Here is a 14,098-nt window from a genome sequence, read left to right on the forward strand (position 1 = left end):
AGCCGCCGCCCCACCGGGGCACCGCTGGTCTCGGACATCTCGGATCTGCCACGGCCCGCTGGCGTCCACCGCCGTACGCGGAGCGCCCGTTACGATCCCGCCGTGCGCGCCGTAGTGACCGGTGGGGCCGGGTTCATCGGCTCCAACCTCGTGGACTCCCTCGTCGCCGACGGCGCCGACGTCCTCGTGCTCGACGACCTCAGCCACGGCTCGGCCGCCAACCTGGCAGGCTCCCCCGCCGCCGAGCTGGTGGAGCTCGACGTGCGCGACGAGGCGGGGGTGCGGCGGGCCGTCACCGGGTTCGCGCCGGACCTGGTGTTCCACCTCGCGGCGCAGATCGACGTGCGGAAGTCGATGGCCGATCCGGCCACCGACACCGCGGTCAACGTCCTCGGCTCGGTCAACGTCTTCTCCGCTGCCCTCGCGGCGGGCGTGCGGCGGGTCGTGAACACCTCCACCGGAGGCGCGATCTACGGCGAGACCGACGTCGTCCCCACCCCGGAGACCACCCCCACCGATCCGCTGTCGGCGTACGGGCTGGGCAAGCGCACCGTCGAGCGGTACGGCAGCTGGTTCCGGCGCAACCACGGGCTCGACGTCGTGACGCTGCGCTACGGCAACGTGTACGGGCCGCGGCAGGACCCGCGCGGCGACGCGGGCGTCATCGCGATCTTCTGCGACCGGGTGCTCGCGGGGCAGCGGCCCACCGTGTTCGGGGACGGCCGGCAGACCCGCGACTACGTGTTCGTCGGGGACATCGTCGCGGCCAACCGGGCGGCCGCCGCGGCGACCGACCTCCCGCACGAGGTCTACAACGTGGGCACCGGCACCGAGGTCGACGTGCTCACCCTCGCCGAGGCCGTGGCCGCCGCGGCAGGCGCCGTCGATTTCACGCCCGAGTTCCTGCCGGCGCGGCAGGGCGAAGTGCTGCGCAGCTGCCTCGACGTCTCCCGGGCCCGCGCCGAGCTCGGGCTTCCCCCGCCGACCGGCCTGACCGACGGGCTGCGCGCCACGCTCGACTGGGTGCGCACCCTCCCCCGGGAGCCGTCCGCATGAACGAGCTGCGGGTGTCGCAGACGTCCATCCCGGGCCTGCTCCACGTCGACCTCGTCCTGCACCACGACGGCCGTGGCTGGTTCAAGGAGAGCTTCCAACGCGCGAAGCTGGAGGCGCTCGGGTTCCCACCGTTCGAGATCGTGCAGAGCAACGTGTCGTACAACGCCGAGGTGGGCGTCACGCGCGGCATCCACGCCGAGCCGTGGGACAAGTTCATCTCGCTCGCGCACGGGAGGGCGTTCGCCGCGATCGTCGACCTGCGGGCCGGCGAGACGTTCGGGCGGGTGGAGACGTTCGAGCTGCACCCGGGCAACGCGATCTTCGTGCCGCGCGGCTGCGGCAACTCCTACCAGACGCTCACGCCGGACGTCGTCTACTCGTACCTGGTCGACGAGCACTGGACCCCGGACGCGCGGTACACGCTGATCCAGGCGTTCGACCCGGCGCTGGGCATCGACTGGCCGATCGGCGAGGACGAGGCGATCCGCTCCGACAAGGACCGCGGGCACCCCCCGCTCGCGGCCGTCGCGCCGACGGGGGTCTGACGTGCGCGTACTGGTGCTGGGGGCCGGTGGACAGGTGGGGCGGGCACTGGTCGCCGCTCTGCCGGACGCCACCGCGCTGCGGCGTTCCGACCTCGACATCGCCGACGCCGCGAGCGCGTCGATCGACTGGGCCGCCTACGACACGATCGTCAACGCCGCCGCGTTCACCGACGTGGACGGCGCCGAGACCGTCGAGGGGCGCGCGGCCGCGTGGCGGACCAACGCCGCCGGGCCGTCCGCGCTCGCCGCGATCTGCCACCGGACCGGCTCGACGCTCGTGCACCTGTCCACCGAGTACGTGTTCGACGGCCGGTCCGCGCAGCCGTACCCGGAGAACGCACCCGTGGCGCCGCTGTCGGTCTACGGAGCCTCGAAGGCCGCTGGCGATATCGCCGTCCACACGCATCCGCGGCATTACGTGGTGCGGCCGAGCTGGGTGGTCGGCGACGGCCACAACTTCGTGCGCACGATGTTGCGGCTGGCCGAGAAGGGCGTCGAGCCGTCAGTGGTGGCCGACCAGATCGGACGCCTGACGTTCGCCACGGACCTGGCCGCCGCGATCGTGCACCTGGTGGCGAGCGGTGCTCCCTACGGCAGCTACCACGTGACGGGCGGCGGCGAGCCCGCGTCGTGGGCCGACGTCGCCCGTGCGACGTTCGCGCTGGCGGGGCACGGCGACCTGCGGGTCACCGACACGACGACGGCCGAGTACTTCGCCGACAAGCCCCACGCCGCACGCCGCCCGCTCAACAGCGTGCTCGACCTGTCCCGGGCCGCCGCGGCCGGTGTGGAGCTGCCGGACTGGCGCGAGCGGCTGGCCGACTACGTCAGGCGTTCTTGAGCGGTTCCCACCAGGAGCGGTGCTCGGTGTACCAGCGGACGGTCTCGGCGAGGCCCCGCTCGAACGACACCCGCGGGGCGTAGCCGAGCTCGTCGGCGATCTTGGACCAGTCCACGCAGTAGCGTCGGTCGTGGCCCTTGCGGTCGGCCACGGGCTCGATCATCGACTCGTCGGCCCCCACGGCGGCGAGCAGCCGCAACGTGAGCTCCTTGTTCGTCAGCTCCGTGCCGCCGCCGATGTTGTAGACCTCGCCGTCGCGCCCCTTCTCCGCCACGAGCTGGATGCCGCGGCAGTGGTCGTCGACGTGCAACCAGTCGCGGACGTTGAGGCCGTCGCCGTAGAGCGGCACCTTCCTCCCGTCGAGGAGGTTGGTGACGAACAGCGGGATGACCTTCTCCGGGAACTGGTGGGGGCCGTAGTTGTTCGAGCAGCGGGTGATGCAGACCGGCAGCCCGTGGGTGCGGTGGTAGGAGCGGGCGAGCAGGTCGGAGGCCGCTTTCGACGCCGAGTACGGCGAGTTCGGTTCGAGGGGGTGCGTCTCGGGCCACGCGCCCTCGTCGATCGAGCCGTACACCTCGTCGGTGGAGACGTGCACGAACCGCGAGACCCCGCACTCCAGCGCCGCCTCCAGCAGCACCTGGGTGCCGACGACGTTCGTGGAGACGAAGTCCGCAGCGCCGGCGATCGAGCGGTCGACGTGCGACTCGGCCGCGAAGTGCACCACGACGTCGGTCCCGGTCATGACCTCGGCCACGACGTCCACGTCCCGGATGTCACCCCTGACGAAGTGCAGCCGTGGGTCGGCCGCGCACGGCGCGAGGTTGGTGAGCGTGCCCGCGTAGGTGAGCAGGTCGAGCACCACGACGTCGGCGTCGGCGTACGCCGGATAGGCGCCGGCGAGCAGCGACCGCACGTAGTGCGAGCCGATGAAGCCCGCTCCCCCGGTCACGAGGACCCGCACCCGAACCTCCTAACCGGCGAACGACTTCGCCACATCCATCACGTACTCGCCGTAGCCCGACTTCGCCTGGCGCTCGCCCAGTGCATAGCACGCGGCGGGGTCGATGAAGCCCATCCGCATCGCGATCTCCTCGATACAGGCGATCCGCACGCCCTGCCGGTTCTCCAGCACCCGCACGTACTCTCCGGCCTCCAGCAACGACTCGTGGGTGCCGGTGTCCAGCCAGGCGAACCCGCGGCCCAGGTCCACCAGACGGGCGGTGCCCCGCTCGAGATAGGCGCGGTTGACGTCGGTGATCTCCAGCTCGCCCCGGGCGGACGGCGTGAGCCCGGCCGCGATCTCGACCACGTCGTTGTCGTAGAAGTAGAGCCCGGTGACCGCGCGGTTGGACCGCGGGTGCGCGGGCTTCTCCTCGATCGAGAGCAGCCGGCCGTCGGGTCCGGCCTCGGCCACGCCGTAGCGCTGCGGGTCGCGCACCGCGTAGCCGAAGAGGATGCAGCCCGCCTCGCCCGCGGTGACGTCGGCGATCGAGCGCTGCAACAGGCCGGAGAAGCCCGGGCCGTGGAAGATGTTGTCGCCGAGCACCAGCGCGGCCGGGTCGGTCCCCACGTGCTCGGCACCGATCACGAACGCCTCGGCCAGCCCGTTCGGCTCCGGCTGCTCGGCGTAACCGATGCGCAGGCCGAGCTCACCGCCGTCGCCGAGGAGGCGCTGGAACACCGGGACGTCCTGCGGGGTGGAGATCACGAGGATGTCGCGGATCCCGGCCAGCATCAGCACCGACAGCGGGTAGTAGACCATCGGCTTGTCGTAGACGGGCAACAGCTGCTTCGACACCGCGCGGGTGATCGGGTGCAGGCGCGTGCCCGAGCCACCGGCGAGGACGATTCCCTTCATCGATCAGGAGTAGACGGCGAGCGTGAGCGTGCCCACCCACAGCAGCGCCAGGACCTGCAGCACCCGGTCGCCCAGCGCGATCTCCTCGGGCTCGCCCCCGTTGCCCGCGTCGACGTCCACGGAGTACCGCAGCACGGCGATCACGAACGGCACGATCGAGATCACCGACCAGGTCGTGTTGTGCAGGACGACGCCGATGTCGAAGGCCCACAGCGAGTAGGTGGTGATCAGGACCGTGGCCGAGAGCGCCCACACGAACCGCAAGTAGGACGCCGAGTAGCTCTCGAGGGACTTGCGGATCTTCGCACCGGTGCGCTCGGCGAGCATCATCTCGGCGTACCGCTTGCCCGCCACCATGAACAGCGAGCCGAAGCCGGCCACCAGCAGGAACCACTGCGACAGCGCGATCCCGGTGGCCGCGCCGCCCGCGATGGCGCGCAGCAGGAAGCCGGACGCGACGACGCAGATGTCGAGAACGGCCTGGTGCTTGAGCCAGTAGCAGTACGCCAGCTGCACCACGATGTACACGGCGAGCACGATCACCAGCTGGACGCTGGCCAGCACGCTCAGCGCGAGCGCCCCCAGCAGCAGCACGGCGGCCACGCCCATCGCGAGCCCCGGCGGGACGATGCCCGCCGCGATCGGCCGGTTGCGCTTCGTGGGGTGTGCGCGGTCGGCGGCCACGTCGTTGGCGTCGTTGACCAGGTAGATGCCGGACGCGGCCAGCGAGAACGCCACGAACGCCACCGCGAGCTCGAGCGCGATCCCGTGGCGCAGCAGGTCGCCGCTCGCGAACGGTGCGGCGAGCACCAGGACGTTCTTGACCCACTGCCTGGGCCGCATCGTCTTCAGCACGCCCCGCGCCACACCCACGGGCGTGCGGTGGGGGACGGCCTGCTCGGTGGGCACGTCGGTGCTGGTCATCGCTTTTCCTTCCGGATGGCCCGGCGCGCCGCTACCGCGACGGCGGCGCCGAGCGCGGAGCCCGCGAGGACATCTGTGGGGTAGTGGACGCCGAGCACCATCCGCGAGAGCGCCATGGTCGGCACCAGTGCGGCGGCGAGCGGCTTGCGCAGCAGCGCGCCGAACAGGATGGCTGCCGCCGTGGTGGAGGTGGCGTGCGCCGACGGGAAACTCAACCTGCTCGGCGTGCCGACGTGCACCTGCACCCGCGGGTTGTCCGGCCGCGGCCTGCGCACCACGCGCTTGATCCCGACCGATGCCCCGTGGGCCACGGCCACCGCGGCCGTGGCGGTGATCCAGTCCCGGCGGCGCCTGCGGTCGACCAGCGCACCGACCGCGCCCATCGCGAGCCAGCCTGCGGCGTGCTCACCGAAGAACGACATCCCGCGCGCGACGCTCACGACGGGCGGTCGCGCCAGCGCGCCCTGCACGGCCTCCAGCACCCGCACCTCCGCTGCCGCCGGTGGGACGTCGACCGTGCCGTCCGGCTCGAGGATCGGGACGGCGTGCGGGCCGGGGCGGTCGAGGAGCTCGGCCACGGGTGGGGCCTCCAGTACGGCGGGGCGGGCGGCGCGCCCGCGTGATCTGTGCGGCACGGCGCCGCACGGAGTGCGCTGTCGTCGCCCGATGCTACGCCCGGTCACTGTGCGTAGCCGGGTGTGGGCGGAACCGTGTCAGCGTCGTGCTCAGAACCAACGCTCCAGGACGAGCGCCAGACCGTCCTCGGCGTTGCTCGCCGTGACCTCGTCGGCGATCTCGAGGAGCGCGGGGTGCGCGTTGCCCATCGCGACGCCGTGCCCGGCCCAGCGCAACATCTCCAGGTCGTTGGGCATGTCGCCGAACGCGACCACGTCGCCGGCCGTCACGCCGTGCCGCCGCGCCACCTCGGCGAGGCCGGTGGCCTTCGTGACGCCGGGCGGGGACACCTCGACGAGCCCGCGCGGGTACGAGAACGTGAGGTCCGCCTCGTGACCGATCACCGGATCGAGGGCGGCGACCATCGCGTCGCTGGACAGCCGCGGCTCGCGGATGAGCAGCTTCACCGCCGGCAGGCCCAGCAGCTCGGAGCGGTCCGCCGCGATCCCGTCGCCGTCCTCCCACGCGTGCCGGTAGCCGGGCTCGGCGACGAACGGCGCGCCCGGATCGACCCGCTCCACCGCGAGCGTGCAGCCCGGCAGCGTCTCCGTGGCCGCCGCGGCGAGCCGGGCGAGCACCTGCGGGAGGAGTGTCTCGGCCCACAGCACGCGATCCTCCGCCGCGTCGTAGAGCACGCTCCCGTTGGCGCACACGGCGAGCGAGGCCACGTCCAGCTGCGCCACGACGGGCGGGATCCACCGCGGCGGCCGACCGGTGACCAGCACGAACCCGACCCCGGCCGCGACCAGCCGCTCGACGACGGCGACCGCGCGCGACGACACCCGCTCGTCGGGGTCGAGCAGCGTGCCGTCGACGTCGGTGGCGACGAGCCGGGGAGGTTGCACCGGTCCAGCGTACGTTCACGGCGAGCCCCACCCCGAGCCGTGACCTCAGAGGCGGACCGGCATCAGGAGCGAGACCGAGCGCGGCGACTCCGCGGTGATGGCCAGCGGCGTGATCGGGCCGTCGAGGGTGAGCAGGAGCTGCCCGTCGCCGCCCGCGTCCAGGGCCTCCAACAGGAACTCGCGGTTCACCGCGACCCCGGGACCGTCGGTCACCCGGATCCCGTCCGGCCCGTTCCCGAGGACCGTCACCTCGTACTCCGCGCCGTCCGGCTCGCGACGCATCCGCCGCGTGGGCGCCGCCGCCACCGCCGCGCGGAGGGCCGAGCGGTCCACGGGCACCGGGCGGTCGTCCGTGGGAAGCAGCCTGCGGTAGTCCGGGAACCGCTCGGGGATCACCTCGCCCTCGAGCACCTCCTCGCCCGCCTCCACCCGGAGCGCATCGCCGGTCACCGTGATCGAGACGGTCTCGGCGGGCGGGATGCGGTCGACGAGTGCCGCCGGGAGGACGGCCGCCACCGGCGGGCCGTCCAGCGCGACGACGGGCGCCGGGGCCGCCGCGAGCCGGTACCGGTCGGTGGCGACGAGTGTGAGGGCGTCCGGCGTGACGTCCAGCAGCACGCCGGACAGCACGGGCAGCTCGGGGTCGGAGCCGACGGCGAACCGGACGGCGCGCAGCGCGGCGGCCAGGTCGGCGCCGCGGACGGTGACGGTGGTGGACAGCACGAGTTCCTCCTGTGCGATGAGCGATCGGACGGAGGAGAGCTCGGTGCGGGCATCGGCCAACCCCTGCTCCAGGCGGCGCAGATGCCGGTCGAGCAGTTCGTCGACGGCAGCCGGGTCGTTCCGGTGGGCCAGCACCTCCCGGATCCCGGCCAGCGGCATCCCGACCCGGCGCAGCGACGCCACCAGCCGGGCGAGGACCACCTGGTCGGGCGTGTAGTACCGGTAGCCGGAGTCCGGGTCGACGGTGGCTGGGATCAGAACGCCGGCTCCGTCGTAGAACCGCAGCGCACTCACCGACAGGCCGCTCTCGCGCGCCATCCGGCCGATCGTGCGCACCGCCCCGTTCGAGCTCTCCACGTCAGCGACCCTCGTGCCTCGACATGGTCGAGAGTCAACCCGTCAGCGAATCGGCCCGAGGTCGTCCGTGGTTTCGCCGGCCGGCCGGCGGAGGTCATCACGCAGCCCCGAATCCGATCGTGCCTCCCGTAAGCGGACCAGCAACTCCTCGCGGGAGATCCACGACCTCGGCGCCGCCCGCCGACCGGCGTGCACGTCGCCGTCCTGACGCGGGGGCGGGGGTGCCACATGCCCACCGTACCTACGGCGGTGAGACGAGCACTCCGACCCGGAAGCGCGGGTACTCACCTGTCATGGCCGACGAACGGACCCTGATGAAAGCGCTGCTCGATCGCGCCGGCACCACGTACGCCGAGCAGGCCGGGATCCGGCTGAAGGACAGCCCCGCCCCGCTCTACCGCCTGCTCGTGCTGTCGGTCCTGCTCTCGACGCGGATCAAGGCCGACATCGCGGTGGACGCAGCCCGCGCGCTGGCCGACGCCGGGATGGGGACGGCGGAGAAGATGCGCGAGGCGTCGTGGCAGGACCGCGTGGACGCGCTCGGCCGGGCGAGCTACAAGCGCTACGACGAGAGCACCGCGACCGCGCTCGGCGATGGCGCCGAGCTGATGCGCCGCGAGTACGGCGACGACCTGCGCAAGCTGCGCGACCGCGCCGACGGCGACGCGAAGCGGATCCGGGAGGCGCTCACCGGGTTCCCGCGGCTGGGCCCGGTCGGCGCCGACATCTTCTGCCGCGAGGCGCAGGACGTGTGGCCGTCACTGCGCCCGGCGATCGACGGCAAGGCGCTCGACGGCGCCCGGCGGGTCGGGCTGCCCGCCGACCCGGACGAGCTGGCCCGCCTCGCCCCCGGCTCCGATCTCGCCCCGCTGGCCGCGGCACTGGTGCGGGTGGCGCTGGACAAGTCGCTGGCCGAGGAGGTCCGGGCGGCGGCGTGAGCCGGAACGCCGACTCGCCGTGTCGGGACGTCGGACTCGCCGGTCAGAGGATGGCGACGGCCACCACGAGGCCGAGGGCGAGGTGGGCGGCCGAGACGACGAAGGCCTGGGCCTGGATGCGGTCGGCGGTCAGCACGGCGCCGATGTCGATGCCCGTGACCCACTCCAGCAGCCGCACGCCGCCGACCTGCGCCACGATCCCGACCAGGCCGAAGATCAGCGACGCGAGCAGGCCCTCGAGCAGACCGCCGCTCGAGGTGTAGATCGCAACGACCACGATGAACGCCATGCTCACCATGCCGGCGGCCGTCACCACGACGGCGTTCGGCAGCCCGTCGCGGACCATCCGGTTGAGCTTGCCCGGCGTGGTGAGGTCGACGGCGTAGAAGCCGAGCAGCATCAGCAGGACGCCGAGCACCGCGTAGAGCAGGATCGCGCCGACGCCGCGACCGATCACCTCGCCGAAACCCGGACCGATCTGGGCCAGCGTCACGAGAACCTCCATCAAGCGTCCAAGGGGGAGCGTCAGTTCGCGGGGATGCGGTGGGGGACGAACGCCGCGCCGTCGTCGGTGACCAGCCCGACGGTCTCGCGGATGCCCAGCCCGGCCGCGGAGTCACCGACCACCCACGCACCCAGCGCGGGACGGTAGCCGTCGAACTCCGGGAGCGGATCGAAGAGCTGGTAGACGTAACCCTCCTCGCCGTACACACCACCCGTCTGGTGCTCCATGCCGGGAGCGACGATCGAGATGTTCGCGCCTTCGCGGCCCAGCCGCGGCTTGCGGACGTACTCGGTGAGGAGCCCCGGCTGGTCGAGGTAGGCGGGGAGCAGGTTGGGGTGGCCGGGATACATCTCCCACAGCACGGCGAGCAACGCCTTGTTCGACAGCAGCGCCTTCCACAGGGGCTCGATCCACAGCGTCTCGGGGAGGCTGCGGATCACGCTCTTGCCGAACTGGTCGGTGAGCACCCACTCCCAGGGGTAGAGCTTGAACACGGTCGCCATCGGCGCTTCCTCGAGGTCGACGAAGCGGTCGAGGGCGGCGTCCCAGCCGATGTCCTCGATGGTGAGGCCGACGGTGTCCAGCCCCGCCTCGGCGGCCGTCTCCTGCAGGTAGCCTGCGGTGACGTGGTCCTCGCCCGTGGTCTCGCTGCCCGACCACGTGAAGTGGATCTCGCTGCTGGGCAGGCGGCCCTTGATCGCCGTCCAGCGCTCCACGAGCGTCTCGTGCAGGGAGTTCCACTGGTCGTCGTCGGGGTGGACGTCCTTCAGCCAGTACCACTGCAGGATCGACGCCTCGAGCAGCGTGGTGGGGGTGTCGGCGTTGTACTCGAGCAGCTTGGCCGGCCCGCCGCCGTCGTAGCGCAGGTCGAAGCGGCCGTACACGTGCGGGTCGCTGCGCTTCCAGGACGCCGCCACGGCCTCCCAGGACCATTCCGGCAGGGCGAAGTCGCGGAACCGCTCCGTGGTGACCACGTGGTCGACGGCCTCGAGGCACATCCCGTGGATCACCTCGACGTCGGCCTCGAGCGACAGGACCTCGTCCATCGAGAAGGTGTAGTGCACCGACTCGTCCCAGTACGGCCGCGGCGCACCGCCCACGCCGCGGCCCGGGGTGTTGTAGACCATGCCCTGCTCGCGGACGATTCGCTCCCAGCCCGCCCGGGGCTCACCCGTGTGTCTCTCCACTAGGACCCGCTGCTCGAACTGCCGCCCGAGACTCCCAGCCCGCCTCGCGACACGCTGCTGCTCCCGGACGAACCGGCGACGGTCCTCCCGGACGAGGTGGTGACGCGGGTGCCCTCCTTCGGCACCGTCGTGGTGCCGCCCTGCACGCGCTGGCCGATGCTGCCGGAGCCGCCGTAGGTGTAGTGGTACTGGCGGCCGCCGCCACCGATGAATATCGGGTAGAAGCCGCCGCCGTAGTGAGTGCCGCTCGAGGCGGCGGGGGTGACGCAGTTGGAGTCGTCGACGATCACGCCTTCCTCGTCGACGCACTGCGCCTGGATCTCCTCGTCGGGCTGCGCCACCGAGTACCCGACGGCGATCAACGCGACCACTCCCACGGTGACGCCTGCGCCGATCAGGATGCGCTTTCGCTTGCGTCCGGAGCGCTCCCGTTCCTCGGCCTCCCTGCGCTCGGCCTCCTCCGCGCGCCGCGCGGCGACCTCGCGGGCGCGGCGCTCGGCGAGGGTGGGTTCCCGAGGTGTGGTGGTCTCGTCCTGGAAGCGCATCCGGCCACGGCTGCCTTCCTCCGGCGCCGGTGCGCCGTCGGGCTGCTCGTCCGGCCCACCGTCGCCATTGGTCTTGTCGTCGGGCACCGCTCATCCCCCCTTCGGCCGCGTCCGGGCCGGTGACAGGTCCGTCCCGCGCGCCGAACCGTACCGGGACACCGGCCACCGGCAAACGCTGACGCTCGCAGCACGCCGACGACCGATGGTCGCGCAGATCCACCCCGCCCTCTGGACGTGACCGCAGGTAACGGCATGATGACGGCCGACATGGACCGACTGATCGCTCCCCCCGGCCGGCCCCAGACGCCGCAGAACGCAGCTGGACCACGCCTCCAGCCTGCGCGGCGCCCGGGGGATGCGCCCACTGTCGTCGTCCCGAGCGTCAACCGCCTCGCCGCCGCGCGCTCCACGGCGTTCGGCGAGCCCGGCGCAGGGCGTACGGGTCGCCACAGCGTCCCGGCCCCTGCGGCGCACCCCGCTCCCCCACCGCCCCCACCGTCGCGTGGCCCCGAGCCGCGGCTGGTGCGGCGCATGGTCGCGGGCGTCCTCATCGGCTCGGTCACCATGCTGGGTGTCGCCACGCTGGACTCGTTCGCGGGCGCCACGGTGCCCGTTCTGGGCACGCTCGCGGCACTGCCTGCGGCATCGGGCGGGTCCAGCGCGCGGGAGGTGCCGCCGCCGCCCGCCACGCCGGGCACGTGCCTCATGTGGACGCGCCCCGACGCCGCCGACACCGAGGTCGTCGACTGCGGGCAGCCGCACCTGTTCGAGCAGGCAGGCTCCGTCACGCTGGCGAACGACATGGCGCTCCCCGACGACCGGCAGTGGCGCCAGCTGGTCAACGAGCGGTGCGAGCCGGTCGTGGTCGACTACCTCGGCGGCAAGTTCGACCCCGACGGGCGCTTCCGCGTGGGCGCGCTGAAGCCGTCGCCGTCCAAGTGGGCCGACGGCGACCGCGAGCTGCGCTGCGGGGTGCAGAGCGCGTCCCGCTCCGGCGCCCTCCTCCCCCTCTCCGGCCGGGCCGCCGAGTCCGACCAGGCCGCCGTCCACGAGCCGGGAACCTGCCTCGCCATCGACGGCCGCACGATCGGTGACCCCGTCGACTGCGCGGGGCCCCACGCCGTCGAGACGGTCGGGGTCGTGGAGCTGTCCGAGAAGTTCCCCGACGCCTTCCCGGCGGTCGGCGACCAGGACGCCTACCTGCAGCCCGAATGCGCGAAGATCGCCAACGAGTACGCGGGCAGCGCCGATGCGATCTCGAACAAGGGCCTCACCGTCTACTGGGACAACATCACCGAGGCGTCGTGGAAGGCCGGCAGCCGCAAGGTCAACTGCAACCTCGCGGCGCTCCTGCCCGACCGGAGCGGGTTCGCGCCCGTCACCGGCCCGGTGAAGGGCGACGTCGTGGTGGGCGACGAGCCGGCTCCGCCTGCCACCGGCACCCCGGCACCGGGCACGCAGGCACCGCCGACGGACGGCCCGCCCGCGGAGCAGATCCCCACGTCGACGCCGACGCCCGCACCGACCAGCGAGCCGTCCGCACCGGAACCCCCCGAGGAGCCGGCCCGGCCGACCGCCACCACGCCGCCCGCCCCGGAACCCCCTGAGGAGCCGGAGCGGCCCGAGCCACCGGCGGTGAGCGTCGAGCCGACCGCGGCGGTGGCGGGGCGGTAACGGGGCCCGGCGACGTCACGGGTGGCGGTGCGAGTATCGAACCCGTGGACATGACCCGGCGGCGGTTCGAGGAACTCGTCGCGGACGCCCTGGACACCATCCCTCCCGAGCTCACCGCCGCCATGGACAACGTCGTGGTGCTGGTCGCCGACCGCCACGACACCGACCCCGAGCTGCTGGGGCTCTACGAGGGCGTGGCGCTCACCGAGCGGACGTCGAGCTACGGGGGCGTGCTGCCCGACCGGATCACGATCTACCAGGACGCCATCCTCGACGTCTGCGACAGCGAGGACGACGTGGTGCACGAGGTCGCCGTGACCGTCGTGCACGAGGTGGCGCACCACTTCGGGATCGACGAGGCCACCCTGCACGAGCTCGGCTGGGGCTGATCTACGAGGCGCGGTGGGCCAGCCTCGGCGGCAGGGCGAACAGCCATGTCGCGCCGACCGCCACCAGTGCGCGGTGGGTGAGCAGCGAGAGGGCGGTCAGCACCGGCACCAGGACGACCGGCAGCGCGTAGGCCGCTGCAGGCGGCAGCTCGACGTGCCGCACCCCGATCATGATCGCAGCCAGCCACATCATGTGGATCAGGTAGATCGGCAGGGTCAGCGTGCCCAGCACCACCAGCGGCCGGCCGAACCGGTACCGCGCGACCCACGCCGCGAGCAGCAGCCCGGACCCGACCGCGAGGCACTGCAGGGCGAGCGCGACTCCGGGAACGGTCCTGAGCCCGAGCGCGACCGCCGCGCCCGCCGCCGCGACGCACGCCACGCCTCCGGCCGCGACCCGGAGCAGGCTGGTGGCCGCCGCCAGCCGCTCGGCCAGCTCCCGCGCGTAGCAGCCGAGCAGGAAGAAGAACAGGAACCTCGACATGTAGGTCCAGCGCGTGTCGCCGAAGTCCACCATGCCGGCGCCGACCAGCGCGGACAGCGCGCCCGTCACGCCCAGCTGCAGCCAGACCGGAAGGGGGCGCGCCAACTTCGTCACCACGGCGAACACGGCGAGCGCGTACAGGAACCACATGCTCGGGCCGGGGAGCACCAGTGCCAGCACGAGCCCGAGCGGGTCCGCCGACTCGTCGGGATCGACCTCGGGCGGCACGACCGTGGCGAAGAACGTGAACCGGATGACCGTCCAGATCACGTACAGGTAGAGGAAGAACGCCACCCGCTTGTGCAGCACCACCCGCCACGGCGCGGAGAGCGGGCCCGCGGCGAGCAGACCCGACGCCAGGAAGAACAGCGGCATGCGCAACGAGGCGAGCGCCTCGTTCGCCGTGACGACGGCGGCGGGCGCCTGCCCGGACCGCTGCAGGAACCACACGGCGTGATGGGCCACGACGAGGAGGATCGACAAGCCCTTCGCGGCGTCGACCCAGTCCAGGCGCGCAGCCGTGTGTCGCGTCGGTGCGTCCACTCTCCGGCT

Annotated in this window: 16 protein-coding genes; 6 read left to right on the forward strand and 10 right to left on the reverse strand. The window is 72.7% G+C overall.

Features of this window, described 5'->3' with window-relative positions; translation table 11 throughout:
- Positions 1-102: 102 nt before the first annotated feature.
- Genes FHX44_RS16315 through rfbD form a run of 3 tightly spaced genes read left to right on the forward strand, consistent with a single transcriptional unit; the run spans position 103 to position 2,442 of the window.
- Positions 103-1,056 (forward strand): NAD-dependent epimerase/dehydratase family protein, encoded by a 954-nt coding sequence (locus tag FHX44_RS16315; RefSeq protein ID WP_147256580.1) that lies wholly within the window; start codon positions 103-105, stop codon positions 1,054-1,056.
- A complete protein-coding gene (locus tag FHX44_RS43275; protein ID WP_246170413.1) occupies positions 1,053-1,601 on the forward strand; it encodes a dTDP-4-dehydrorhamnose 3,5-epimerase family protein in 549 nt (182 codons plus the stop codon). The genes FHX44_RS16315 and FHX44_RS43275 overlap by 4 nt, the downstream gene beginning before the upstream one ends.
- Position 1,602: 1 nt before the next feature.
- Entirely contained in the window at positions 1,603-2,442 is an 840-nt protein-coding gene (gene rfbD / locus FHX44_RS43280; RefSeq protein WP_246170414.1) for a dTDP-4-dehydrorhamnose reductase, read from the forward strand.
- Here the strand turns inward: rfbD and rfbB are convergent.
- From rfbB to FHX44_RS16350, 6 genes are all read right to left on the reverse strand, one after another.
- Positions 2,429-3,403 carry a dTDP-glucose 4,6-dehydratase gene (gene rfbB, locus FHX44_RS16325; RefSeq protein WP_147256581.1) on the reverse strand — a complete coding sequence of 325 codons (975 nt, stop codon included), beginning with the start codon at positions 3,401-3,403 and terminating at the stop codon, positions 2,429-2,431. The two genes, rfbD and rfbB, sit on opposite strands and share 14 nt — an antisense overlap.
- A 9-nt stretch (positions 3,404-3,412) precedes the next feature.
- Positions 3,413-4,300, reverse strand: coding sequence for a glucose-1-phosphate thymidylyltransferase RfbA (gene rfbA, locus FHX44_RS16330; RefSeq protein WP_147256582.1), 888 nt, complete (start codon positions 4,298-4,300; stop codon positions 3,413-3,415).
- Positions 4,301-4,303: 3 nt separating this feature from the next.
- Positions 4,304-5,224, reverse strand: a complete 921-nt coding sequence (locus FHX44_RS16335) for a decaprenyl-phosphate phosphoribosyltransferase (RefSeq protein WP_147256583.1) — start codon at positions 5,222-5,224, stop codon at positions 4,304-4,306.
- The gene (locus FHX44_RS16340; RefSeq protein WP_425469191.1) at positions 5,221-5,760 is read right to left on the reverse strand and encodes a phosphatase PAP2 family protein; all 540 of its coding nucleotides are present in this window, start codon (positions 5,758-5,760) and stop codon (positions 5,221-5,223) included. Before FHX44_RS16340 ends, FHX44_RS16335 begins: the two co-directional genes overlap by 4 nt.
- 189 nt (positions 5,761-5,949) lie before the next feature.
- Positions 5,950-6,744: an HAD family hydrolase gene (locus FHX44_RS16345; RefSeq protein ID WP_147256584.1), complete on the reverse strand. Its 795-nt coding sequence runs from the start codon at positions 6,742-6,744 to the stop codon at positions 5,950-5,952.
- Positions 6,745-6,789: 45 nt separating this feature from the next.
- Positions 6,790-7,824 (reverse strand): DNA polymerase III subunit beta family protein, encoded by a 1,035-nt coding sequence (locus FHX44_RS16350; protein ID WP_212612509.1) that lies wholly within the window; start codon positions 7,822-7,824, stop codon positions 6,790-6,792.
- Between the two features lie 293 nt (positions 7,825-8,117).
- Here FHX44_RS16350 and FHX44_RS16355 point away from each other — a divergent pair, with 293 nt between their 5' ends.
- A complete protein-coding gene (locus tag FHX44_RS16355) occupies positions 8,118-8,762 on the forward strand; it encodes an endonuclease (protein ID WP_147256585.1) in 645 nt (214 codons plus the stop codon).
- A 43-nt stretch (positions 8,763-8,805) separates the two neighbouring features.
- Here the strand turns inward: FHX44_RS16355 and FHX44_RS16360 are convergent, their stop codons facing one another.
- The 3 genes from FHX44_RS16360 to FHX44_RS16370 are packed head-to-tail and all read right to left on the reverse strand — an operon-like array spanning position 8,806 to position 11,086.
- A complete protein-coding gene (locus FHX44_RS16360; protein ID WP_147256586.1) occupies positions 8,806-9,267 on the reverse strand; it encodes a DUF350 domain-containing protein in 462 nt (153 codons plus the stop codon).
- A gap of 20 nt (positions 9,268-9,287) precedes the next feature.
- A complete protein-coding gene (locus FHX44_RS16365; protein ID WP_147256587.1) occupies positions 9,288-10,454 on the reverse strand; it encodes a glutathionylspermidine synthase family protein in 1,167 nt (388 codons plus the stop codon).
- Entirely contained in the window at positions 10,454-11,086 is a 633-nt protein-coding gene (locus FHX44_RS16370; protein ID WP_246170415.1) for a hypothetical protein, read from the reverse strand. The genes FHX44_RS16365 and FHX44_RS16370 overlap by 1 nt, the downstream gene beginning before the upstream one ends.
- 147 nt (positions 11,087-11,233) lie before the next feature.
- Between FHX44_RS16370 and FHX44_RS16375 the strand changes: the two genes are divergently transcribed.
- Together FHX44_RS16375 and FHX44_RS16380 are read left to right on the forward strand one after the other, a co-directional pair.
- Entirely contained in the window at positions 11,234-12,673 is a 1,440-nt protein-coding gene (locus FHX44_RS16375) for a septum formation family protein (protein WP_212612510.1), read from the forward strand.
- A gap of 50 nt (positions 12,674-12,723) precedes the next feature.
- On the forward strand, positions 12,724-13,062 hold the full coding sequence (locus tag FHX44_RS16380) for a metallopeptidase family protein (RefSeq protein WP_147261232.1): 339 nt from the start codon (positions 12,724-12,726) through the stop codon (positions 13,060-13,062).
- Position 13,063: 1 nt separating this feature from the next.
- On the opposite strand, the gene FHX44_RS16385 is transcribed toward FHX44_RS16380, so the two are convergent.
- Entirely contained in the window at positions 13,064-14,089 is a 1,026-nt protein-coding gene (locus tag FHX44_RS16385) for an acyltransferase family protein (RefSeq protein ID WP_170308933.1), read from the reverse strand.
- Positions 14,090-14,098 lie beyond the last annotated feature (9 nt).

Source organism: Pseudonocardia hierapolitana (assembly GCF_007994075.1).
In the GTDB taxonomy this organism is placed as follows: Bacteria; Actinomycetota; Actinomycetes; order Mycobacteriales; family Pseudonocardiaceae; genus Pseudonocardia; species Pseudonocardia hierapolitana.

What these genes read in the sequence shown, in the direction of transcription:
- FHX44_RS16335 (WP_147256583.1), bottom strand. Translation starts at nt 5,224, where the DNA reads ATGACCAGCACCGACGTGCCCACCGAGCAGGCCGTCCCCCACCGCACG.
- FHX44_RS16380 (WP_147261232.1), top strand. Translation starts at nt 12,724, where the DNA reads ATGACCCGGCGGCGGTTCGAGGAACTCGTCGCGGACGCCCTGGACACC.
- FHX44_RS43275 (WP_246170413.1), top strand. Translation starts at nt 1,053, where the DNA reads ATGAACGAGCTGCGGGTGTCGCAGACGTCCATCCCGGGCCTGCTCCAC.
- FHX44_RS16360 (WP_147256586.1), bottom strand. Translation starts at nt 9,267, where the DNA reads ATGGAGGTTCTCGTGACGCTGGCCCAGATCGGTCCGGGTTTCGGCGAG.
- FHX44_RS16355 (WP_147256585.1), top strand. Translation starts at nt 8,118, where the DNA reads ATGGCCGACGAACGGACCCTGATGAAAGCGCTGCTCGATCGCGCCGGC.
- rfbA (WP_147256582.1), bottom strand. Translation starts at nt 4,300, where the DNA reads ATGAAGGGAATCGTCCTCGCCGGTGGCTCGGGCACGCGCCTGCACCCG.